General features: G+C 62.1%; 19 protein-coding genes and 1 pseudogene. 14 read left to right on the plus strand and 6 right to left on the minus strand.

The annotated features are described in order from the left end of the window. The 5 genes from Q8K05_RS04205 to Q8K05_RS04225 all read left to right on the plus strand — a co-directional run. Positions 1 to 224: methionine adenosyltransferase domain-containing protein (locus Q8K05_RS04205; RefSeq protein ID WP_305245272.1), on the plus strand; the 224-nt coding region annotated here is incomplete at its 5' end. 20 nt (positions 225 to 244) lie between these two features. After that, positions 245 to 1645, plus strand: coding sequence for an adenosylhomocysteinase (ahcY, locus tag Q8K05_RS04210; RefSeq protein ID WP_305245273.1), 1401 nt, complete (start codon positions 245 to 247; stop codon positions 1643 to 1645). A gap of 111 nt (positions 1646 to 1756) precedes the next feature. Then, complete coding sequence (locus Q8K05_RS04215) at positions 1757 to 2737, plus strand: TlyA family RNA methyltransferase (protein WP_305245274.1); 981 nt, start codon at positions 1757 to 1759, stop codon at positions 2735 to 2737. 8 nt (positions 2738 to 2745) lie between these two features. Then, positions 2746 to 3576: a methylenetetrahydrofolate reductase [NAD(P)H] gene (gene metF / locus Q8K05_RS04220; RefSeq protein ID WP_305245275.1), complete on the plus strand. Its 831-nt coding sequence runs from the start codon at positions 2746 to 2748 to the stop codon at positions 3574 to 3576. Beyond that, positions 3573 to 4220, plus strand: a complete 648-nt coding sequence (locus tag Q8K05_RS04225) for a septal ring lytic transglycosylase RlpA family protein (RefSeq protein ID WP_305245276.1) — start codon at positions 3573 to 3575, stop codon at positions 4218 to 4220. Before metF ends, Q8K05_RS04225 begins: the two co-directional genes overlap by 4 nt. A 67-nt stretch (positions 4221 to 4287) precedes the next feature. Here Q8K05_RS04225 and Q8K05_RS04230 read toward each other — a convergent pair whose 3' ends face one another. Further along, positions 4288 to 5253: a 23S rRNA (adenine(2030)-N(6))-methyltransferase RlmJ gene (locus Q8K05_RS04230; protein WP_305245277.1), complete on the minus strand. Its 966-nt coding sequence runs from the start codon at positions 5251 to 5253 to the stop codon at positions 4288 to 4290. A 252-nt stretch (positions 5254 to 5505) separates the two neighbouring features. On the opposite strand from Q8K05_RS04230, the gene rplM reads away from it, so the two are divergent. The 5 genes from rplM (at position 5506) to erpA (ending at position 8147) form a co-directional block, all read left to right on the plus strand. Next, positions 5506 to 5934: a 50S ribosomal protein L13 gene (rplM, locus tag Q8K05_RS04235; RefSeq protein WP_305245278.1), complete on the plus strand. Its 429-nt coding sequence runs from the start codon at positions 5506 to 5508 to the stop codon at positions 5932 to 5934. A gap of 10 nt (positions 5935 to 5944) precedes the next feature. Next, a complete protein-coding gene (gene rpsI / locus Q8K05_RS04240; protein WP_293465164.1) occupies positions 5945 to 6337 on the plus strand; it encodes a 30S ribosomal protein S9 in 393 nt (130 codons plus the stop codon). Positions 6338 to 6528: 191 nt separating this feature from the next. Further along, entirely contained in the window at positions 6529 to 7236 is a 708-nt protein-coding gene (locus Q8K05_RS04245; RefSeq protein ID WP_305245279.1) for a DUF6776 family protein, read from the plus strand. Positions 7237 to 7264: 28 nt separating this feature from the next. Further along, on the plus strand, positions 7265 to 7666 hold the full coding sequence (locus Q8K05_RS04250; RefSeq protein WP_305245280.1) for a polymer-forming cytoskeletal protein: 402 nt from the start codon (positions 7265 to 7267) through the stop codon (positions 7664 to 7666). A gap of 115 nt (positions 7667 to 7781) precedes the next feature. Continuing rightward, the gene (erpA, locus tag Q8K05_RS04255; protein ID WP_305245281.1) at positions 7782 to 8147 is read left to right on the plus strand and encodes an iron-sulfur cluster insertion protein ErpA; all 366 of its coding nucleotides are present in this window, start codon (positions 7782 to 7784) and stop codon (positions 8145 to 8147) included. Between the two features lie 69 nt (positions 8148 to 8216). Here erpA and Q8K05_RS04260 read toward each other — a convergent pair whose 3' ends face one another. Together Q8K05_RS04260 and Q8K05_RS04265 are read right to left on the minus strand one after the other, a co-directional pair. Then, entirely contained in the window at positions 8217 to 9353 is a 1137-nt protein-coding gene (locus Q8K05_RS04260; protein WP_305245282.1) for an anhydro-N-acetylmuramic acid kinase, read from the minus strand. 32 nt (positions 9354 to 9385) lie between these two features. Then, positions 9386 to 10774, minus strand: coding sequence for a M23 family metallopeptidase (locus Q8K05_RS04265; RefSeq protein WP_305245283.1), 1389 nt, complete (start codon positions 10772 to 10774; stop codon positions 9386 to 9388). A 223-nt stretch (positions 10775 to 10997) separates the two neighbouring features. On the opposite strand from Q8K05_RS04265, the gene tyrS reads away from it, so the two are divergent. Together tyrS and Q8K05_RS04275 are read left to right on the plus strand one after the other, a co-directional pair. After that, positions 10998 to 12230, plus strand: a complete 1233-nt coding sequence (gene tyrS / locus Q8K05_RS04270) for a tyrosine--tRNA ligase (protein ID WP_305245284.1) — start codon at positions 10998 to 11000, stop codon at positions 12228 to 12230. A gap of 18 nt (positions 12231 to 12248) precedes the next feature. Beyond that, on the plus strand, positions 12249 to 12797 hold the full coding sequence (locus Q8K05_RS04275; protein WP_305245285.1) for a D-aminoacyl-tRNA deacylase: 549 nt from the start codon (positions 12249 to 12251) through the stop codon (positions 12795 to 12797). A gap of 81 nt (positions 12798 to 12878) precedes the next feature. On the opposite strand, the gene ybeY is transcribed toward Q8K05_RS04275, so the two are convergent. Further along, a complete protein-coding gene (gene ybeY, locus Q8K05_RS04280; RefSeq protein ID WP_305245286.1) occupies positions 12879 to 13334 on the minus strand; it encodes an rRNA maturation RNase YbeY in 456 nt (151 codons plus the stop codon). Next, positions 13324 to 14337 carry a PhoH family protein gene (locus Q8K05_RS04285; RefSeq protein WP_305245287.1) on the minus strand — a complete coding sequence of 338 codons (1014 nt, stop codon included), beginning with the start codon at positions 14335 to 14337 and terminating at the stop codon, positions 13324 to 13326. Before Q8K05_RS04285 ends, ybeY begins: the two co-directional genes overlap by 11 nt. 91 nt (positions 14338 to 14428) lie before the next feature. Here Q8K05_RS04285 and ruvA point away from each other — a divergent pair, with 91 nt between their 5' ends. Continuing rightward, positions 14429 to 15001: a Holliday junction branch migration protein RuvA gene (gene ruvA / locus Q8K05_RS04290; protein WP_305245288.1), complete on the plus strand. Its 573-nt coding sequence runs from the start codon at positions 14429 to 14431 to the stop codon at positions 14999 to 15001. A 2-nt stretch (positions 15002 to 15003) separates the two neighbouring features. Further along, positions 15004 to 16068 carry a Holliday junction branch migration DNA helicase RuvB gene (gene ruvB / locus Q8K05_RS04295; RefSeq protein WP_305245289.1) on the plus strand — a complete coding sequence of 355 codons (1065 nt, stop codon included), beginning with the start codon at positions 15004 to 15006 and terminating at the stop codon, positions 16066 to 16068. Positions 16069 to 16087: 19 nt separating this feature from the next. Here ruvB and Q8K05_RS04300 read toward each other — a convergent pair. After that, a pseudogene (locus tag Q8K05_RS04300) lies at positions 16088 to 16789 on the minus strand (alanine racemase); the annotation flags it as partial.

The following is a 16789-nucleotide window of genomic DNA, read 5'->3' on the forward strand; positions in this document are numbered from 1 at the left end:
TGGACGATTTCGGCACAGGAAAAATCCATCACGACAAGCTTGTCAATATCATCAGGAAAAACTTTGATATGACTCCCAATGGCATCGTAAAAACGCTGAACCTGAGGCGGCCTATTTACAAGAAGACCGCGGCCTATGGCCACTTCGGCAGGACCGAGCCTGAGTTTACCTGGGAAAAAACGGACAAGGCCGCGAAGCTCAAAAAGGACGCGGGAGTGAAGTAATAGCTTGAATGGAGAACTTTATGTCTACTAAAGACTACGTCATCGCCGACATCAAACTGGCCTCGTGGGGCCGCAAAGAAATCGCCATCGCCGAAACTGAAATGCCCGGCCTGATGGCGATCCGTGAGGAGTTCGCCAAGACCCAGCCGCTGAAAGGTGCGCGCATTACCGGGTCGCTGCACATGACCATCCAGACCGCCGTGCTGATCGAGACGCTGAAGGCGCTCGGTGCGGAAGTGCGCTGGGCTTCATGCAATATCTTCTCGACGCAGGACCACGCCGCTGCAGCCATCGCCGCCGACGGCATTCCGGTGTTCGCCGTTAAGGGCGAAACGCTGACCGAGTACTGGGACTATACGCACCGCATCTTTGAATGGGCGGATGGCGGTTTGACCAACATGATTCTGGACGACGGCGGCGATGCCACGCTGCTGATGCACCTGGGCACGCAGGCCGAAACAGATGCGAGCCTGCTGGCCAAGCCCGGCAGTGAAGAGGAAATCTGCCTGTTCAACGCCATCAAGGCCAAGCTCGCGCAAGACCCGACCTGGTACAGCCGCCGCCTGAAAAACATCGTCGGCGTGACCGAGGAAACCACCACCGGCGTGCTGCGCCTCAATGAAATGTCGGCCAAGGGCACGCTGGCGCTGCGCGCCATCAACGTCAACGACTCGGTCACCAAGTCCAAGTTCGACAACCTCTATGGCTGCCGCGAATCGCTGGTCGATGCGATCAAGCGCGCCACCGACGTGATGATCGCCGGCAAGGTCGCTTGCGTGGCCGGTTACGGCGACGTGGGCAAGGGCTCGGCCCAGGCGCTGCGCGCCTTGAGCGCCCAGGTCTGGGTGACCGAGATCGACCCGATCAACGCCCTGCAGGCCGCGATGGAAGGCTACAAGGTCGTGACCATGGAATATGCCGCTGACAAGTGCGACATTTTCGTGTCGGCCACCGGCAACAAGAATGTCATCACTTACGCGCACATGGCGGCCATGAAAGACCAGGCCATCGTCTGCAACATTGGCCATTTCGACAATGAGATTGATGTTGCTTCGCTGGAAAAATGCACCTGGGAAGAGATCAAGCCGCAAGTCGACCATGTGATCTTCCCGGACGGCAAGCGCATCATCCTGCTGGCCAAGGGCCGCCTCGTGAACCTCGGCTGCGGCACCGGCCACCCGAGCTTCGTGATGTCGTCGAGCTTCGCCAACCAGACCATTGCCCAGATCGAGCTGTTCACCAAGCAGGCCGACTACGAAGTCGGCAAGGTCTATGTGCTGCCCAAGCACCTCGATGAAAAAGTGGCGCGCCTGCACCTCAAGAAGGTCGGCGCCATGTTGAGCGAGCTCAGCGATGAGCAGGCCGCCTACATCGGCGTGAGCAAAGCCGGTCCGTACAAGGCCAATGCCTACCGTTATTGATTGCACGGTCCACGCCCCATTCCCTGGCCCCTTGGCCAAGGACGGGGCGAGGGCCTGCGGCCTGAGTTTGATCACGCCGCACTACTAAGCCCTTGAGGCGACTGGAACCCTATGCGCGCTGATATTTTCCTTGTTGAACATGGCTTTGCCACCACCCGCTCCCAGGCGCAGCGCCTGATTGCCTCGGGCGTGCAGTGGCGCGTGGAAGCCGAAGGCGCCTGGAAAAAAGTCGTCAAAAATGGCGACGAAGTGCCGGACGCGGCCGAACTGCAGATCCTCGATAACAGCGAGGCGAAATACATTTCACGCGGCGGGCTCAAGCTCGAAGGGGCATTGGCCAGCACCGGCCTGGACGTGACGGGGCTGCGCTGCCTCGATGTCGGTCAGTCGACCGGCGGCTTTACCGACTGCCTGCTGCAGCATGGCGCTGCGCAGGTGGTGGGCGTGGACGTGGGCCACGGCCAGCTGCACGGCACGCTGAGGGGCGACCCGCGCGTGGTGTGCATCGAGGGCGTCAACGCGCGCTCGCTCACGGCGGACGACCTGGCCGAGCATTACCACCGGGCGCTGAATACCGAAGAGGACGCCGACAGCGGCGACTTCAACCCGGAATTCGACTTCCTGACCGGCGACCTGTCGTTCATCTCGCTGACGCTCGTGTTGCCCGCCGTGGTGCGCCTGCTCAAGCCCGATGGCCAGCTGCTGATGCTGGTCAAGCCGCAGTTTGAACTGCAGCCGGGCCAAGTCGGCAAAGGCGGCATTGTGCGCGATCCGGCGCTGTTTGAATTTGTTGAAAAACGTCTGCGCGACACCTGCACCGGCCTGGGGCTGGACGTCAGGGCCTGGCTGGCGTCGCCGATTGCGGGCGGCGACGGCAACCGCGAGTTTTTCATCCATGCCCAAAAAGGCCACGAAACCGCCGGCGAAGACCAGCCGTTGGCCGCCGTGCCCAAGCGCCAGTCCCCGAAACGGCTGCCGCGCAGCACCCTGCGCGAGATGCGCGAGCCGCACGAAGACTCGGAGGCGGCGCACGCTGGTCAGCACGGGCCGGCGCGCAGCAAGCGGCGCAATAAAAACCTGACGAATGATTGAGGTTCGCGATGAATATTCCTGTCAGTTTTGAATTCTTTCCCCCCAAAACGCCCGAAGGCGCCGCCAAACTGCGTCTGACGCGCCAGGCCCTGTATGCGTACCAGCCCGAGTTTTGCTCCGTGACTTTTGGCGCTGGCGGCTCGACGCAAGCGGGCACCTTCGGCACGGTCCAGGAAATCCTGGGCGAAGGCGTGGCGGCGGCTTGCCATTTTTCCTGTGTAGGCGCAACCAAAGCGGCTGTGCGCGAACAGCTGGCCACCCTGCAGGCCATGGGCGTCAAGCGCCTGGTGGCGCTGCGTGGTGATTTGCCCAGCGGCTACGGGCTGGGCGGTGAGTTTCACTACGCCAGCGACCTGGTGGCCTTTATTCGCGCCGAAACCGGCGATGCCTTCCACATTGAAGTGGCCGCTTACCCGGAAATTCACCCGCAGGCCAAATCGGCCGACGCCGACCTGCAGGCCTTTGCCGCCAAGGTCAAGGCCGGTGCCAATTCGGCCATTACCCAGTATTTTTTCAACCCGGATGCCTATTTCCGCTTTGTCGATGACGTGCAGCGCCTGGGCGTCGATGTGCCCGTGGTGCCGGGCATCATGCCCATTACCAGTTCAACGCAACTGCTGCGCTTTAGCGATGCCTGCGGCGCTGAAATTCCGCGCTGGATTCGCCTGCGCCTGCAGGGCTATGGCGACGACACGGCTTCCATCAAGAGCTTTGGCCTCGACGTGATGACCGACCTGTGCGACCAGCTCTGCACGGCGGGCGTGCCCGGCATTCACTTCTACACCATGAACCAGGCCGCGGCGACATCAGAGATCATTCGCCGCCTCAAGCCGGCTTGATCGCTGTCGCTGCGCCCGGGCGCCTCATCAGGGCCGCTGTCGGCACCAGTTTGCTGGCGCTGCTGGCGGCCTGCACCAGCGTGCCTTCAACGCCGACGCCGGAATCTCCCCTCTTGACGTCTGTAACGCCGCCGTCCAGACTGGCCGCGCTGGCGGCCCGGGGGGCGCGCAAATCAGCGCCAGCCGCCCTGCCGGTCGAGGCCGAGCCGGTTCCCGAGCCGGCGGCGGTCGACGAAAAATACCAGCTGACCGGTGAAGCCGCCCGGCAGCTGGAGCGTGGCCAGGCGTCCTGGTACGGACCCCGTTTTCATGGCCGGCTCACGGCCAGCGGCGAGCGCTACGACATGTATGCGCTGACGGCGGCCCACAAGACTTTGCCCTTCGGCACCGTGGTGCGGGTGCGCAGCAAGGTCCTGGGGCGTGAAGTGGATGTCCGCATCAATGACCGTGGGCCGTTTGCCCCGGGCCGTGTGATCGATGTGAGTCGTGCCGCGGCGGAGGCATTGGGCCTGCTGGATGTGGGTGTCACCGAGGTGTCCTTGCGGTTGCTGCCCGACTTCACGGCGCTGGAGGTCGATCCGCCTCAAGCGGTCCAGAAAACCCGGCGCAACTCGCGGCGCTCCCCGGCCGTGAAGCGGCGTTGATTTTTCGGGTCCGGGTGCTTGCTTCGGCCCGCTTCACTGCGACGCAGTGAAGTCGCTGAAGCCGGACTCAGCCGCCATGCTCCAGCGTAAAGCCCGCATTGCGGTCTTGCCCGAGCAGTGCGACCATTTGCGGCAAGGCCGCTTGCAGGTCGGCTTTCAGCGTATGCGGCGGATTGATGATGAACATGCCGCTCGCGGGCAGGCCAGGGCGTACCACGTCGCCGGCGGTGTCGGTCGTCAGTTTGCTCGATTTGACCGTCAGGGTCGCATGGAGCCAGCTTCGGTGCGCCTTGACGGCCAGGGTTTTGAGCTTGCGCGGCAGGTCATGCGCTTCCGGGCGCGGAATGATCGGATACCAGACCACGTAAGTGCCGGTCGCAAAGCGCTTGACGGCGTCCGCCATGCAGCTTGAAACGCGCAGATAGTCGGTTTTCATTTCATAGCTCGGGTCGCACAGCACCATGGCGCGCCGGGCCGGCGGCGGCAAAAAGGTTTTGAGCGCTTCAAAACCGTCTTCACGCGCGACCGCGACCTGGCGGCCCACGCCGAGCTGCTCGATGTTGCCGGAAAGCGACTTGAAGTCGGTGGGGTGCAACTCAAACAGCTTGAGCTTGTCGCGGCCGCTCAGGAACTGCTGCTCGATGAACGGCGAGCCCGGGTAAATTTTCAGATGCGCCGCTTCGCCGGTCTCGGCAAACTGCGGGTTCAGTTTGCGCAGCAGGTCCACGTAGTCCTGCAAGGCAGGCGCCAGGGGACCGATGGGCGCTACTTTTTTGGTAGCTGCTGGCGCACGTACTTCTTGGGCTGGAGGTGATTTTTGGCCTGAAATAAGCTTGAAGATGCCTTCCTGCGCTTCTCCGCTGGTTTCGGTGTAATCTCCATCGAGCCGGTACAGGCCGGCACCCGCATGGGTGTCGATCACGGTCAGTGCCGTGTCTTTCTGGGTCAGGTATTTCATCAACGCGATCAGCGTGGTGTGCTTGAGGACGTCGGCGTGGTTGCCTGCGTGGAAGGCGTGGCGGTAAGAAAACATGGGCGTATCGTACCTTCTTGGGGCGGGGAGGCAACAGAAAATTGACGCAAGCCCTTGATTATTCATATAATCCACGGCTCTGCAGCGCCAAGTGGTTCCGCGGCAGAGTTGCATGGCAAGCGCTCGGTGGCTTCATTTTGGTGGAGTTTTCTGAAGGTTCCCAGGCAAATTACTACCTAAGAGGTTCTCATCAGAGGAACGCCGACCGTAGAAAAGAACCCGACAAACCCTTTTTCTGAAAAGATAAAACTCATGAAAACCTTCAGCGCCAAACCCGCTGACGTGACGCACGAGTGGTTTGTGATTGACGCGACCGACAAGGTCCTCGGACGAGTAGCCAGCGAAGTTGCTCTCCGTTTACGCGGCAAACACAAGGCCATTTACACGCCTCACGTCGACACCGGTGACTTCATCGTCATCATCAACGCAGCCCAGCTGCGCGTGACCGGTGCCAAATCGACCGACAAGATTTACTACCGTCATTCCGGTTATCCAGGCGGCATCACGGCCACCAATTTCCGTGACATGCAATCGAAGTTTCCAGGCCGCGCCCTGGAAAAGGCCGTCAAGGGCATGCTGCCCAAGGGCCCGCTCGGTTACGCCATGATCAAGAAACTCAAGGTGTACGGTGGTGCAGAGCATCCGCATACCGCCCAACAGCCTAAAGTGCTGGACATCTAAGGAGCTATTGATGATTGGTGATTGGAACAACGGCACCGGCCGTCGCAAATCAAGCGTCGCCCGCGTGTTTCTTAAAAAAGGCACTGGCAAGATCACGGTCAACGACAAGGACATCCAGGTGTTCTTCGGTCGCCAGACCTCGATCATGATCTGCCGCCAGCCCCTGTTTCTGACGAACCACGTCGAGACGTTTGACATCATGGTCAACGTCCACGGCGGCGGCGAGTCCGGCCAGGCCGGTGCAGTGCGCCACGGCATTACCCGTGCGCTGATCGACTATGACGCAACGCTCAAGCCAGCGTTGAGCCAGGCCGGTTTTGTCACGCGTGACGCCCGCGAAGTCGAACGTAAAAAGGTCGGTTTCCGCTCAGCGCGCCGCCGCAAGCAGTTCAGCAAGCGTTAATCCGCTTCTTGTCCCGAAAAAAGCCGCCATGGTTTGTGCCTGGCGGCTTTTTTCATGGTTTTCCAGGCCGGGCAGGGCGTGCTTCGATGCGCGCGCCTTGCCTGCGGCGGCTGCATGCGTTGTCCAGATGATGTGCGAATCGCCGCTGCGTGCACAATGCCTCTTCCGACTCCTAACACGACAGGGTTCCTTTGAAATTTCGCCTGTTCCGCCGCCGCCTGACCATCAGTTCTCCGCGCATGGCCGTGCGCAGCTCGTTGCCATGGCCACTTCGCTGGATTGCAGGTGCGCTGATGCTGGGGTTTTCTGCCGCCATTGCCCTGTGGGCTTTTGAAGTGGGCCAAGGCCTTGCGGGCCTGGACAGCCATGCCAAGGAGGAGCTGGCCCAGCTTCGGCAAGAGGTCCTCAGCCTGCGTTCAGACCGCGACAAGGCGCAGTCGATTGCCAATACGGCGGACAGCTTGCTGACGGCCGAAAAGGCGCTGCAGGAAAAGATGATGGGCCAGATCAGGCAACTCGAGCTTGACAACCGCAGCTTGCGCGACGACCTTGGATTTTTTGAAAAACTCTTGCCCACGGGACCGGCTGAAGTGGTCTCCATACGCAGCCTTCAAGCTGAAGTCTTGTCGGAAACCCAGCTCAAGTGGCAGGTGCTGGTGATCCAGCCCGTCAAAGTGACCGCCAATTTCAATGGCAAGCTGGAGCTGACGCTGCAGGGTACGCAGGCTGGAAAGCCCTGGAGCATGAGCCTGCCCGGTGGTCCGCAACTGTTGCAGTTCAAGCAGTACCGCCGCATGGAAGGCGTCCTCGACTTGCCCGCGCGCACCGTGGTAAAAACAGTGACCGCGAAAATCATGGACGGCGCCAGCGTTCGTTCCGTTCAAACCTTCACGCTCTGATCTCCTTCAGGCACACAGGAACCTGCATATGTTTGGCAAAAAGAAACAACCCCCCATCAAAAGCCTGATTGCCCAAGGCAGCTGCATTGAGGGCAACCTGGTATTTACCGATGGTCTGCGGGTTGACGGTGAGGTTCGTGGAAACATTCGTGCCAACGAAGGCAGCGCCAGTATTTTGGTGATCAGCGAATCGGCCATCGTGACCGGCCTGGTTCAGGCTGACCATGTGATCATCAATGGCCGCGTGATGGGCCCCATCCACGCCATTGAATTGCTGGAACTTCAGCCGAAAGCCAAGATTGAAGGCGATGTGTCTTACAAGTCACTTGAAATGCACCAGGGCGCGGTCATCACGGGGAAGTTGTGTCCCATTGGGCTCCAGACGCTGGAAGAAAAACCTACGCTGAAACTGGCCGCCCACAATATTTGAGTACTTGGGTCTGTCGCGGCTAGCAGCAAAGCCTGCCGCTTAATACACGTGGGCGTTATGGTTGATTGTTTTGCTGTAGTATTTATCAACTGAATATTGAATAACGGAGTACCCTATGAGCGCAGTTGCCGAAAACATCCAGACCGAGATGCCTTCCCCCTTTGTCTTTACCGACAGTGCCGCGTCCAAAGTGGCCGAGTTGATTGCCGAAGAAGGCAATCCTGACCTGAAACTGCGCGTTTTTGTGCAGGGCGGCGGCTGCTCGGGCTTCCAGTATGGCTTCACCTTCGACGAAATCACCAACGAAGATGACACCACCATGACCAAGAATGGCGTGTCCTTGCTGATTGACGCCATGAGCTACCAGTACCTGCTGGGTGCCGAGATCGACTACAAGGACGATCTCGAAGGCGCGCAGTTCGTGATCAAGAACCCCAACGCCACCAGCACCTGCGGGTGTGGCTCCAGCTTTTCTGCCTGAGCGTCCCGCTTCCCGCTGAAAAAGCCGCATTCAATGCGGCTTTTTTGCTTTTTTGCTTTCTTGCGCGTCCTAAGCGGGGTACAGGGCGCCCAGTACGCGCAGCCCGGCCGCACCCGTGACACTGGGCAGATTGCCGGCTTGTCGTTCCAGCATCTGGCGGGCCAGCCAGGCAAAAGCGGTGGCCTCGACTTGCAGGGGCGGCAAACCGTGCAGGTCCGAGGTGCTGACGCGCAGAAAAGGCAGGCCCGCTTGCAGCCGCTGCAACAGGTAGTGGTTGAAAGCCCCGCCGCCACACACGATCAGTTCTTCGCTCTCCTTTCCGTGGCTTCTGACGCCCGTTGCACAGGCCCTGGCGGTGAATTCGGTCAATGTATTTTGAACGTCTTCGGGCCGCGCCGCCGCGAAGGGCCGCAGTTTTTCGGCCAGCCATGCCAAGCTGAAAAGATCCCGTCCGGTGCTCTTGGGGATGGGCTGGGAAAAGTAGGGCTCATTGAGCAAACTCGCCAGCAGCGCCGCAATCGGCTGGCCGCAGGCCGCCCAGGCGCCGCCTGCGTCAAAGGCTTGGCCGGTGTGTCGCTGGCACCAGGCATCCATCAGTGCATTGCCTGGTCCGCAGTCAAAACCCAGCACCGGCGATCCGGCCTCATGGGGCAGCACGCTGAGGTTGGCGATGCCGCCCAGGTTCAGCACCGTCACGGTGGCATCTGCACGGCCAAACACGCGCTGGTGAAAGGCTGGCACCAGCGGCGCGCCCTGGCCGCCCGCGGCCACGTCGCGGCTGCGAAAATCGGCCACCACGTCCAGCCCCGTGAGCTCGGCCAGCAAGGCCGGGTTGCCCAGCTGGAGCGTGTAGCCTACGCCTGCGGCTTCCTGGGATGTTCTTTGGGGCTGGTGCCTGACGGTCTGCCCATGCGCACCCACCGCCTGGATCTGCGCCGGGGCGATGCCCTGTGCGGCGGCTTGGGTTACAAGCGTTTTGACCACCTGGGTGTATACCGCCGCGAGCTGGTTGCCGGCCAGCGCGGCGCGGTGCAGTTCGTTGTGCGCAGGGGTATTGAGCGCCAGCAATTCGGCCCGGAAGCGGTCCGAAAACGGCTCGGTGGCCGTGGCCATGACCTTCAGTTGGGGGCCTGAAAAATCCACCAGCACCCCATCCGCGCCATCGAGTGAGGTGCCTGACATCAGGCCAATGGTGTAGTTCAGCATGCGGCTATTTTGCCGCAGCGCTGCCGCTGGTCTTATTCCGCCCGGGCCTGGTTCATGCTGGCTGCAGCCACGAGCTGGCTTTTGGCGCCGGCTGCAATCTGCCTGAACAGCGGAAGGTCGGCCTTTGACAGCGTGACGGTGTCGCTCTGCTTGGCAATCGTCATCGGGTCCTGCTGCGCGCCGTTCACGCGGAACTCAAAATGCAGGTGCGGGCCGGTGGCCCAGCCGGTTGAGCCGACGAGGCCAATGGTCTGGCTCTGGCTCACGCTCTGGCCGGCCTGCACATTGATTTTGCTCAGGTGCGCGTACACCGTTTCGTGGTTGTTGCGGTGCTTGATGAAGACCACATTGCCGAAACCATTTTGCACGCCGGCGAACGTCACCACGCCGTCGCCCACGGTGCGCGCGGGGGTTCCGGTGGGGGCGGCATAGTCGGTGCCCAGGTGGGCGCGCCATTTTTGCAGGACCGGGTGAAAGCGCATGGCAAAGCCGCTGCTGATGCGCGAGAACTCCACCGGCGAGCTCAGGTAGGCGCGGCGCAGGCTCTGGCCGTCCAGCGTGTAATAGCTGCCCTTGGCGGTGGCGATGCCTGCGGCGTCCTTGCCCGGGGGCTGGAACCACATGGCCTCGTAGGTCTTGCCTGCGTTGACGAATTCGGTAGACAGCACGCGGCCGGTGCGCAGCGCTTCGCCATCGGCTTCCAGGGTTTCGTACACCACGTTGAAGCGGTCGCCCTTGCGCAAGGCGCGGCGAAAATCGATGTCGCCCGAGAAAATTTCGGCGATCTGCACCGCCACGCCGTCGGGAATTCGGGCTTCGTCGGTGGCGGCAAACAGCGAGGTCTGGACGCTGCCGCTGGCCAGTTGGGCCGAACGGGTGTAGGGAGCGGTTTCAACGCGCGAGCTAAAGCCGGTGGCGGTGCGTTCAACCACCAGGCGGTTGAACAGTTCCTCGTTGTCGGTGGACCAGCGCATGCTGAGCTTGAGCAGCTGCTGGCTGTCGCTGGCTTCTACCGTCACGTTTTTACCCGGACGGCCCGCCAGAATTTGCTGCGCGTTGGGATCGGTGCGCAAAAAAGCCGCGGCCGCCGCATCGTCAAGGTTCAGGCGTTTGAGCAGGGAGTTAACCGTGTCACTGCTGCGCGTGCTTTCGGTGCGAAACAGATTGAAGCTGAAATCGGCGAGCGCATCAGTCTGCACCTGTGTGGGCAGCGGCTGCACCACTTCCACCACCTGGCGCACGGGCAGGTCGGCGGCATCGGGCGCCAGCGGCGCTACGCCAAACGCCGTCACGCCCGTGCCCAGCAGCAGTGCGGCAAGGCTGGCGGTGACGCGTTTGGGGTGGCGGCGCAGGCTGTCGGCGACGCCGAGCAGGAGGAGGGAGGAACTGTTCAGGACACGGGAGGAAATGGATGGGCGCAAAGCGGGGGTTCCCAGCTAAAGTGCATCGGGCTGCGTGAACGCGCCGGACTGCTGTTTGAAAAAACGAAGGACCCTGGTGACCTGTTCTTTGCGGGTCTGTGGTCATCGGGCTAAAAAACTTTGATTCCGATCAGCAAGTTGTGCGCCAACTAAAATGGCAGGCTGATGTAGGAAAGCATTAATTATATCTGTCGGACATCTTCCCGACATGAGAAAAACCCTTATGAATCAAGCGCTTGTTACAAATTTTCCCGTGACTGACCGTGTAAAGATGGCTCTGGCCGTCTCGTTGCGGGGCTGCGAAGAGTTGATCCCCCAGGATGAATGGGTCAAGAAACTGGCCCGCAGCGAAGCCACCGGCGTGCCGCTGCGCATCAAATTGGGGCTGGACCCGACGGCACCGGACATTCACATCGGCCACACCGTGGTGCTCAACAAGATGCGCCAGCTGCAGGATTTGGGCCACACGGTCATTTTTCTGATTGGCGACTTCACCACGCTGATTGGCGACCCTTCAGGCCGCAACAATACGCGCCCGGCCCTGAGCCACGCGCAAATCGAGGCCAACGCCCAGACTTATTACCAGCAGGCCAGCATGGTGCTGGACCCGGAAAAAACCGAAATCCGTTACAACAGCGAGTGGTGCGACCCGCTAGGTGCGCGTGGCCTGATCCAGCTGGCGGCCAGGTACAACGTGGCGCGCATGATGGAACGCAACGACTTTCATGACCGGTTCAAGGCCGGAACGCCGATCAGCGTGCATGAGTTTTTGTACCCGTTGTTGCAGGGCTATGACTCGGTGGCCTTGAAGAGCGACCTGGAACTGGGCGGCACCGACCAGAAATTCAACCTGCTGATGGGCCGCCACCTGCAGGCCGAATACGGCCAGGAGCCGCAGTGCATTTTGACCATGCCGCTGCTCGAAGGTCTGGACGGCATCGAAAAGATGTCCAAGAGCAAGAACAACTACATCGGCATTTCCGAAGATGCCAACAGCATGTTTGCCAAGGTGCTGAGCATCTCGGACGTGCTGATGTGGAAGTGGTACACCTTGCTGTCGTTCAAAAGCGAAGCCGACATTGCCGCGCTCAAGGCCGAAGTCGCCGCTGGCCGCAACCCGAAAGACGCCAAGGTGGCGCTGGCCAAGGAAATCACGGCGCGCTTTCACTCCATCGCTGCTGCCGCTGCCGCCGAGCAGGATTTCATCAACCGCAGCAAGGGCGGTGTGCCCGACGAGATTCCTGAGGTGTCCGTGTTGGGCGCGCCGTTAGGCATTGGCGCGCTGCTCAAGGCCGCCGGCCTGGCGCCTTCGGGCAGCGAGGCCACCCGCCTGATTGAAGGCGGCGGCGTCCGGGTGGATTCTTGCGTGGTCAGCGACAAAGCGTTAAGGCTTGCTGCCGGCACCTATGTGGTGCAGGTCGGCAAGCGCAAGTTTGCGCGCGTCACGCTGGCATAAGCCGCGCTGGAACTGCCCATGAAAGCCGTGTTGCAGCGGGTGGCCCAGGCCCGCGTTGAAATTGCCGGCGAAACCGTCGGCCAGATTGAGCAGGGCTTATTGGTTCTGGTCTGCGCAGAACGCGGTGATACCGAAGTGCAAGCCGATAAGCTGCTGGCCAAACTTCTCAAGCTGCGGATTTTTTCGGATGGGCCGGGCGCCGGGCCGCCCCAAGCAAGGCCAGCCCCCTCGGGGGGCAGCGTATTACACGAAGTGAAAAGCATGGGGGTCAGTCAACCCGGCAAGATGAACCGCAGCGTACAGGACCTGGACGGGCAGGGCGCTTGCGGCGGGCTGCTGATTGTGAGCCAGTTCACGCTGGCCGCCGACGTCTCGGGCGGCAACCGGCCCAGCTTCACGGACGCCGCGCCGCCCGAAGAAGGGCGCCGGCTGTACGACTACCTTGTGGCGCGGGCGCGCGCAGCCCACCCGTTGGTGGCGACCGGGCAGTTCGGGGCCGACATGCAGGTGCACCTGGTCAATGACGGGCCGGTGACCATTCCCTTGCGCATCGTTCCCGGTGCCTGATGAATGGATTTGCGCTATTAATTGAATAGCTGCTCATGCCCGTCCTTGTTGGGCTAGAGGCTTATTTTATGCTGAAAAACCTCAGCGGTAGGGGTTTTCAAGGCCCAGGCCCGCCAGAATCCTGATTTCCAGCGCTTCCATGGCTTCGGCGTCTTCCTCGCCGGTTTCGTGGTCGTAACCCTGGGCGTGCAGCGTGCCGTGCACCAGCAGGTGGGCATAGTGGGCCTGCAGGGTTTTCTGGTTCTCGCGGGCCTCTTTTTCGACCACCGGCGCGCACAGCACCAGGTCTGCGGTCACGTAGGGCGCCTGCGTGTAGTCAAAGGTCAGCACGTTGGTGGCGTAGTCCTTGCCCCGGTAGTCGCGGTTCAGCGCCTGGCCCTCCTCGGCATCGACAATGCGCACGGTGATCTCGGCATCACTTTGCAGCGCATGGCGAATCCAGCGGCTCACGCTGTGGCGCGGCAGGGCGGCGCGGTGCCGTGCCGCGTCCTCGAGGCCGCCAAACTGCAGCGACAAGTTCAGGTTTTTAAGAGCCATTTCGACTCCTGGCGCTTGTTTTACGGGCGGGGGCAGCTACTGAATCAATAGCAATCTGGGCATCGTCCCGGTCGCTCGGTGTTTTGTCATACGCATCGACAATGCGCGCCACCAGCGGGTGCCGCACCACATCGGCGCTGGTCAGCCGCGTAATGGCAATGCCCTGCACGCGCTTGAGTACCCGCTCGGCATCGATCAGCCCGCTCAGTTGCGTTCGCGGCAAATCCACCTGGCTCACGTCGCCGGTCACCACCGCCTTGCTGCCGAAGCCGATGCGCGTCAAGAACATCTTCATCTGCTCGGGCGTGGTGTTTTGCGCCTCGTCCAGAATCACGAACGCGTGGTTCAGCGTGCGGCCGCGCATGAAGGCCAGCGGCGCAATTTCGATCTGCTGGCGCTCAAACGCTTTTTGCACGCGCTCAAAACCCATCAGTTCATGCAGCGCGTCATAGAGCGGGCGCAGGTAGGGGTCCACCTTCTGGCTCAGGTCACCCGGCAAAAAGCCCAGGCGCTCGCCGGCTTCGACCGCCGGGCGCGTCAGCACAATGCGCTGCACCGTGCTGCGCTCCAGCGCATCGACCGCGCAGGCCACCGCCAGGTAGGTCTTGCCGGTGCCGGCCGGGCCAATGCCAAAGGTGATGTCGTGGGTGGCGATGTTTTCGAGGTAGGTGGCCTGGTTGGTGGTGCGGGCGCGCAGGTCGGCGCGCCGCGTCGACAGCGCTGCCGTGCCGTCGGGCGCCGTGCTCAGCGCCGTGTCGCCGGCCATCATCAGCTGCACGGTTTCGGGCTCGATCGGCCGCTGCGCGATTTCGTACAGCGCCTGCAACACCTCCAGCGCCTGCTGCGCCCTGAGCTTGGTGCCCTCGATCTTGAACTGCTCAAAGCGGTGCGCAATCGCGACCTGCAGCCCCGCCTCGATGGTGCGCAGGTGGGTGTCCATGGGCCCGCACAAATGAGCCATGCGGGTGTTGTTGGGCGGCGTGAAGGTGTGGCGAAGAATCAAGGCGTGGGTTTTCCTGAAAGGGGTAGAACACAAGGCAATTCGCGATTGTCCGCCTAAATCCGGGCATCCACCTGACTGATAAGATTCACCCATGATAGGAAGACTCACGGGCCTGCTGGCCGAAAAAAATCCACCGGAAATCCTGCTGGACTGCAACGGCGTGGGCTACGAGGTGCTGGTGCCCATGAGCACCTTCTACAACCTGCCCGGCCTGGGTGAAAAAGTCAGCTTGCTGACCCATTTTGTGGTGCGCGAAGACGCGCAAATCCTCTATGGCTTTGGCAACGCCGCCGAGCGTGCCGCGTTTCGACAGCTCATCAAGATCTCGGGCGTCGGGCCACGCACCGCGCTCAGCGTGCTCAGCGGCATGAGCGTGCAGGACCTGTCCCAGGCCGTGACGCGCCAGGAAGCCGGCCGCATCCTCAAGGTGCCCGGCATCGGCAAAAAAACCGCCGAACGCCTGCTGCTGGAACTCAAGGGCAAGCTCGGCGCCGACATCGGGGTGCCGGTCAGCGTCGCCGACGACGCGCAATCCGACATCCTGCAGGCGCTGGTGGCGCTGGGCTACAGCGACCGCGACGCGGCGCTGGCGCTGAAAGCCCTGCCCAAGGATGTGGGCGTGAGCGACGGCATCAAGCTGGCACTGAAGGCGCTGGCGAAGTAGCCATGAGCATACAAACCGACGACTTCGACATGTCCGGGCTGCCGCCGGCCAAGCGCGTGATGTCGGCCGCGCCCGCTTCGCCACGTGAGGAGGCGATTGAGCGGGCGCTGCGGCCCAAGCTGTTTGACGACTACGTGGGCCAGACCAAGGCGCGCGAGCAGCTTGAGATTTTCATCGGCGCGGCCAAAAAGCGCAGCGAAGCGCTCGACCATGTGCTGCTGTTCGGCCCCCCGGGGCTGGGCAAAACCACTCTGAGCCACATCATTGCGCACGAACTGGGCGTCAACATGCGGCAAACCTCGGGCCCGGTGCTGGAAAAGCCCAAGGACCTGGCGGCGCTGCTGACCAACCTCGAAAAAAACGACGTCCTGTTCATCGACGAAATTCACCGCCTGAGCCCGGTGGTCGAGGAAATTTTGTACCCCGCGCTGGAGGACTACCAGATCGACATCATGATCGGCGAAGGCCCGGCGGCGCGCAGCATCAAGCTTGATTTGCAGCCCTTCACGCTGGTGGGCGCCACCACGCGCGCCGGCATGCTGACCAACCCGCTGCGCGACCGCTTTGGCATCGTCGCCCGGCTGGAGTTTTATACGGCTGAAGAGCTGGCCCGTATTGTCAAGCGCAGCGCCGGTTTGCTCAACGCACCGATGGACGAGGAGGGTGGTTTTGAAATTGCCAGGCGTTCCCGGGGCACGCCGCGCATCGCCAACCGCCTGCTGCGCCGGGTGCGCGATTACGCCGACGTCAAGGGCACCGGGACCATTTCGCTGGACATTGCCAACCGGGCGCTGGCCATGCTTGATGTGGACCCGCAGGGCTTTGACGTGATGGACCGCAAGCTGCTGGAAGCCGTGATCCACCGTTTTGATGGCGGACCGGTCGGGCTGGACAACATTGCCGCCAGCATTGGCGAAGAGCGTGACACGATTGAAGACGTGATCGAGCCCTACCTGATTCAGCAGGGATTTTTGCAGCGCACCCCGCGCGGGCGCATCGCCACACTGGCGGCCTACCGGCACCTGGGCGTGGCACCGCCGGTCAGCGGCGATGACATGTTCACCTGACGGCCCGGACCCGGCCTGATCAGGTCATGGCGCCGCGCGCATCCACTTTGTAAACGCGGTGCACGGTGCCGTTGCGCAGGCCGCCGCGCACGCCGATCATCACGTCATGAAGGTTCACGGTGGGGTCGCAGTGGCCGGGAATCAGCCACAGCATCTGGCCCAGCCCGGGCAGGCGGGTGCAGCCTGCGGCGGGCCGCAAGATGCCGTGCTCGTCGCCGCCATTGAAGTATTCCAGCGCACGCTCGGCGTCAAAAGCATGCACCAGCGGCATGCCGGAGTCGATGGCATGGCTTTTGTGGCCGGCGTCGCACACGGCATGGCCGCTGTGGCTGCTGGTCACCTGGGTTTTGACGAACAGGGCCTGCTCAAACTGCGGCTGAGCCGGGTCGCGCTCGTTTTGGGCATAGTCGGCGTCCATGAACAGGAAGGAGCCAGCCTGCAACTCGTCATACACGCCACTGGCCGCTTCCAGCACCAGACTGCCGGTGCCCGCCCCGGTGACCAGTCCCGCCTCCATGCCCTGGGCCGCAATAAGCTCGCGCGTGAGCACCACTGCATCCACTGCCCGGGCGATGGCGATCCGCCTGTCCTGCGCGCGGCGCAGGTGCTGGGCCTTGCCGTGGTAGGCTTGCAGACCGGCAAAGCGCAAGGCCGGGTGTTTGCGGATTTCCAGCGCCAGGGTGAGCGCCGCATGTCCGGGTTCGACGCCACAGCGGCCCTG

It is taken from the genome of Polaromonas sp. (assembly GCF_030682935.1).
In the GTDB taxonomy this organism is placed as follows: Bacteria; Pseudomonadota; Gammaproteobacteria; order Burkholderiales; family Burkholderiaceae_C; genus Polaromonas.

Coding starts and splice junctions, on each gene's coding strand:
- ahcY (WP_305245273.1), top strand. CDS start 245: ATGTCTACTAAAGACTACGTCATCGCCGACATCAAACTGGCCTCGTGG.
- Q8K05_RS04215 (WP_305245274.1), top strand. CDS start 1,757: ATGCGCGCTGATATTTTCCTTGTTGAACATGGCTTTGCCACCACCCGC.
- metF (WP_305245275.1), top strand. CDS start 2,746: ATGAATATTCCTGTCAGTTTTGAATTCTTTCCCCCCAAAACGCCCGAA.
- Q8K05_RS04230 (WP_305245277.1), bottom strand. CDS start 5,253: ATGTTTTCTTACCGCCACGCCTTCCACGCAGGCAACCACGCCGACGTC.
- rplM (WP_305245278.1), top strand. CDS start 5,506: ATGAAAACCTTCAGCGCCAAACCCGCTGACGTGACGCACGAGTGGTTT.
- rpsI (WP_293465164.1), top strand. CDS start 5,945: ATGATTGGTGATTGGAACAACGGCACCGGCCGTCGCAAATCAAGCGTC.
- Q8K05_RS04250 (WP_305245280.1), top strand. CDS start 7,265: ATGTTTGGCAAAAAGAAACAACCCCCCATCAAAAGCCTGATTGCCCAA.
- erpA (WP_305245281.1), top strand. CDS start 7,782: ATGAGCGCAGTTGCCGAAAACATCCAGACCGAGATGCCTTCCCCCTTT.
- Q8K05_RS04260 (WP_305245282.1), bottom strand. CDS start 9,353: ATGCTGAACTACACCATTGGCCTGATGTCAGGCACCTCACTCGATGGC.
- tyrS (WP_305245284.1), top strand. CDS start 10,998: ATGAATCAAGCGCTTGTTACAAATTTTCCCGTGACTGACCGTGTAAAG.
- Q8K05_RS04275 (WP_305245285.1), top strand. CDS start 12,249: ATGAAAGCCGTGTTGCAGCGGGTGGCCCAGGCCCGCGTTGAAATTGCC.
- ybeY (WP_305245286.1), bottom strand. CDS start 13,334: ATGGCTCTTAAAAACCTGAACTTGTCGCTGCAGTTTGGCGGCCTCGAG.
- ruvA (WP_305245288.1), top strand. CDS start 14,429: ATGATAGGAAGACTCACGGGCCTGCTGGCCGAAAAAAATCCACCGGAA.
- ruvB (WP_305245289.1), top strand. CDS start 15,004: ATGAGCATACAAACCGACGACTTCGACATGTCCGGGCTGCCGCCGGCC.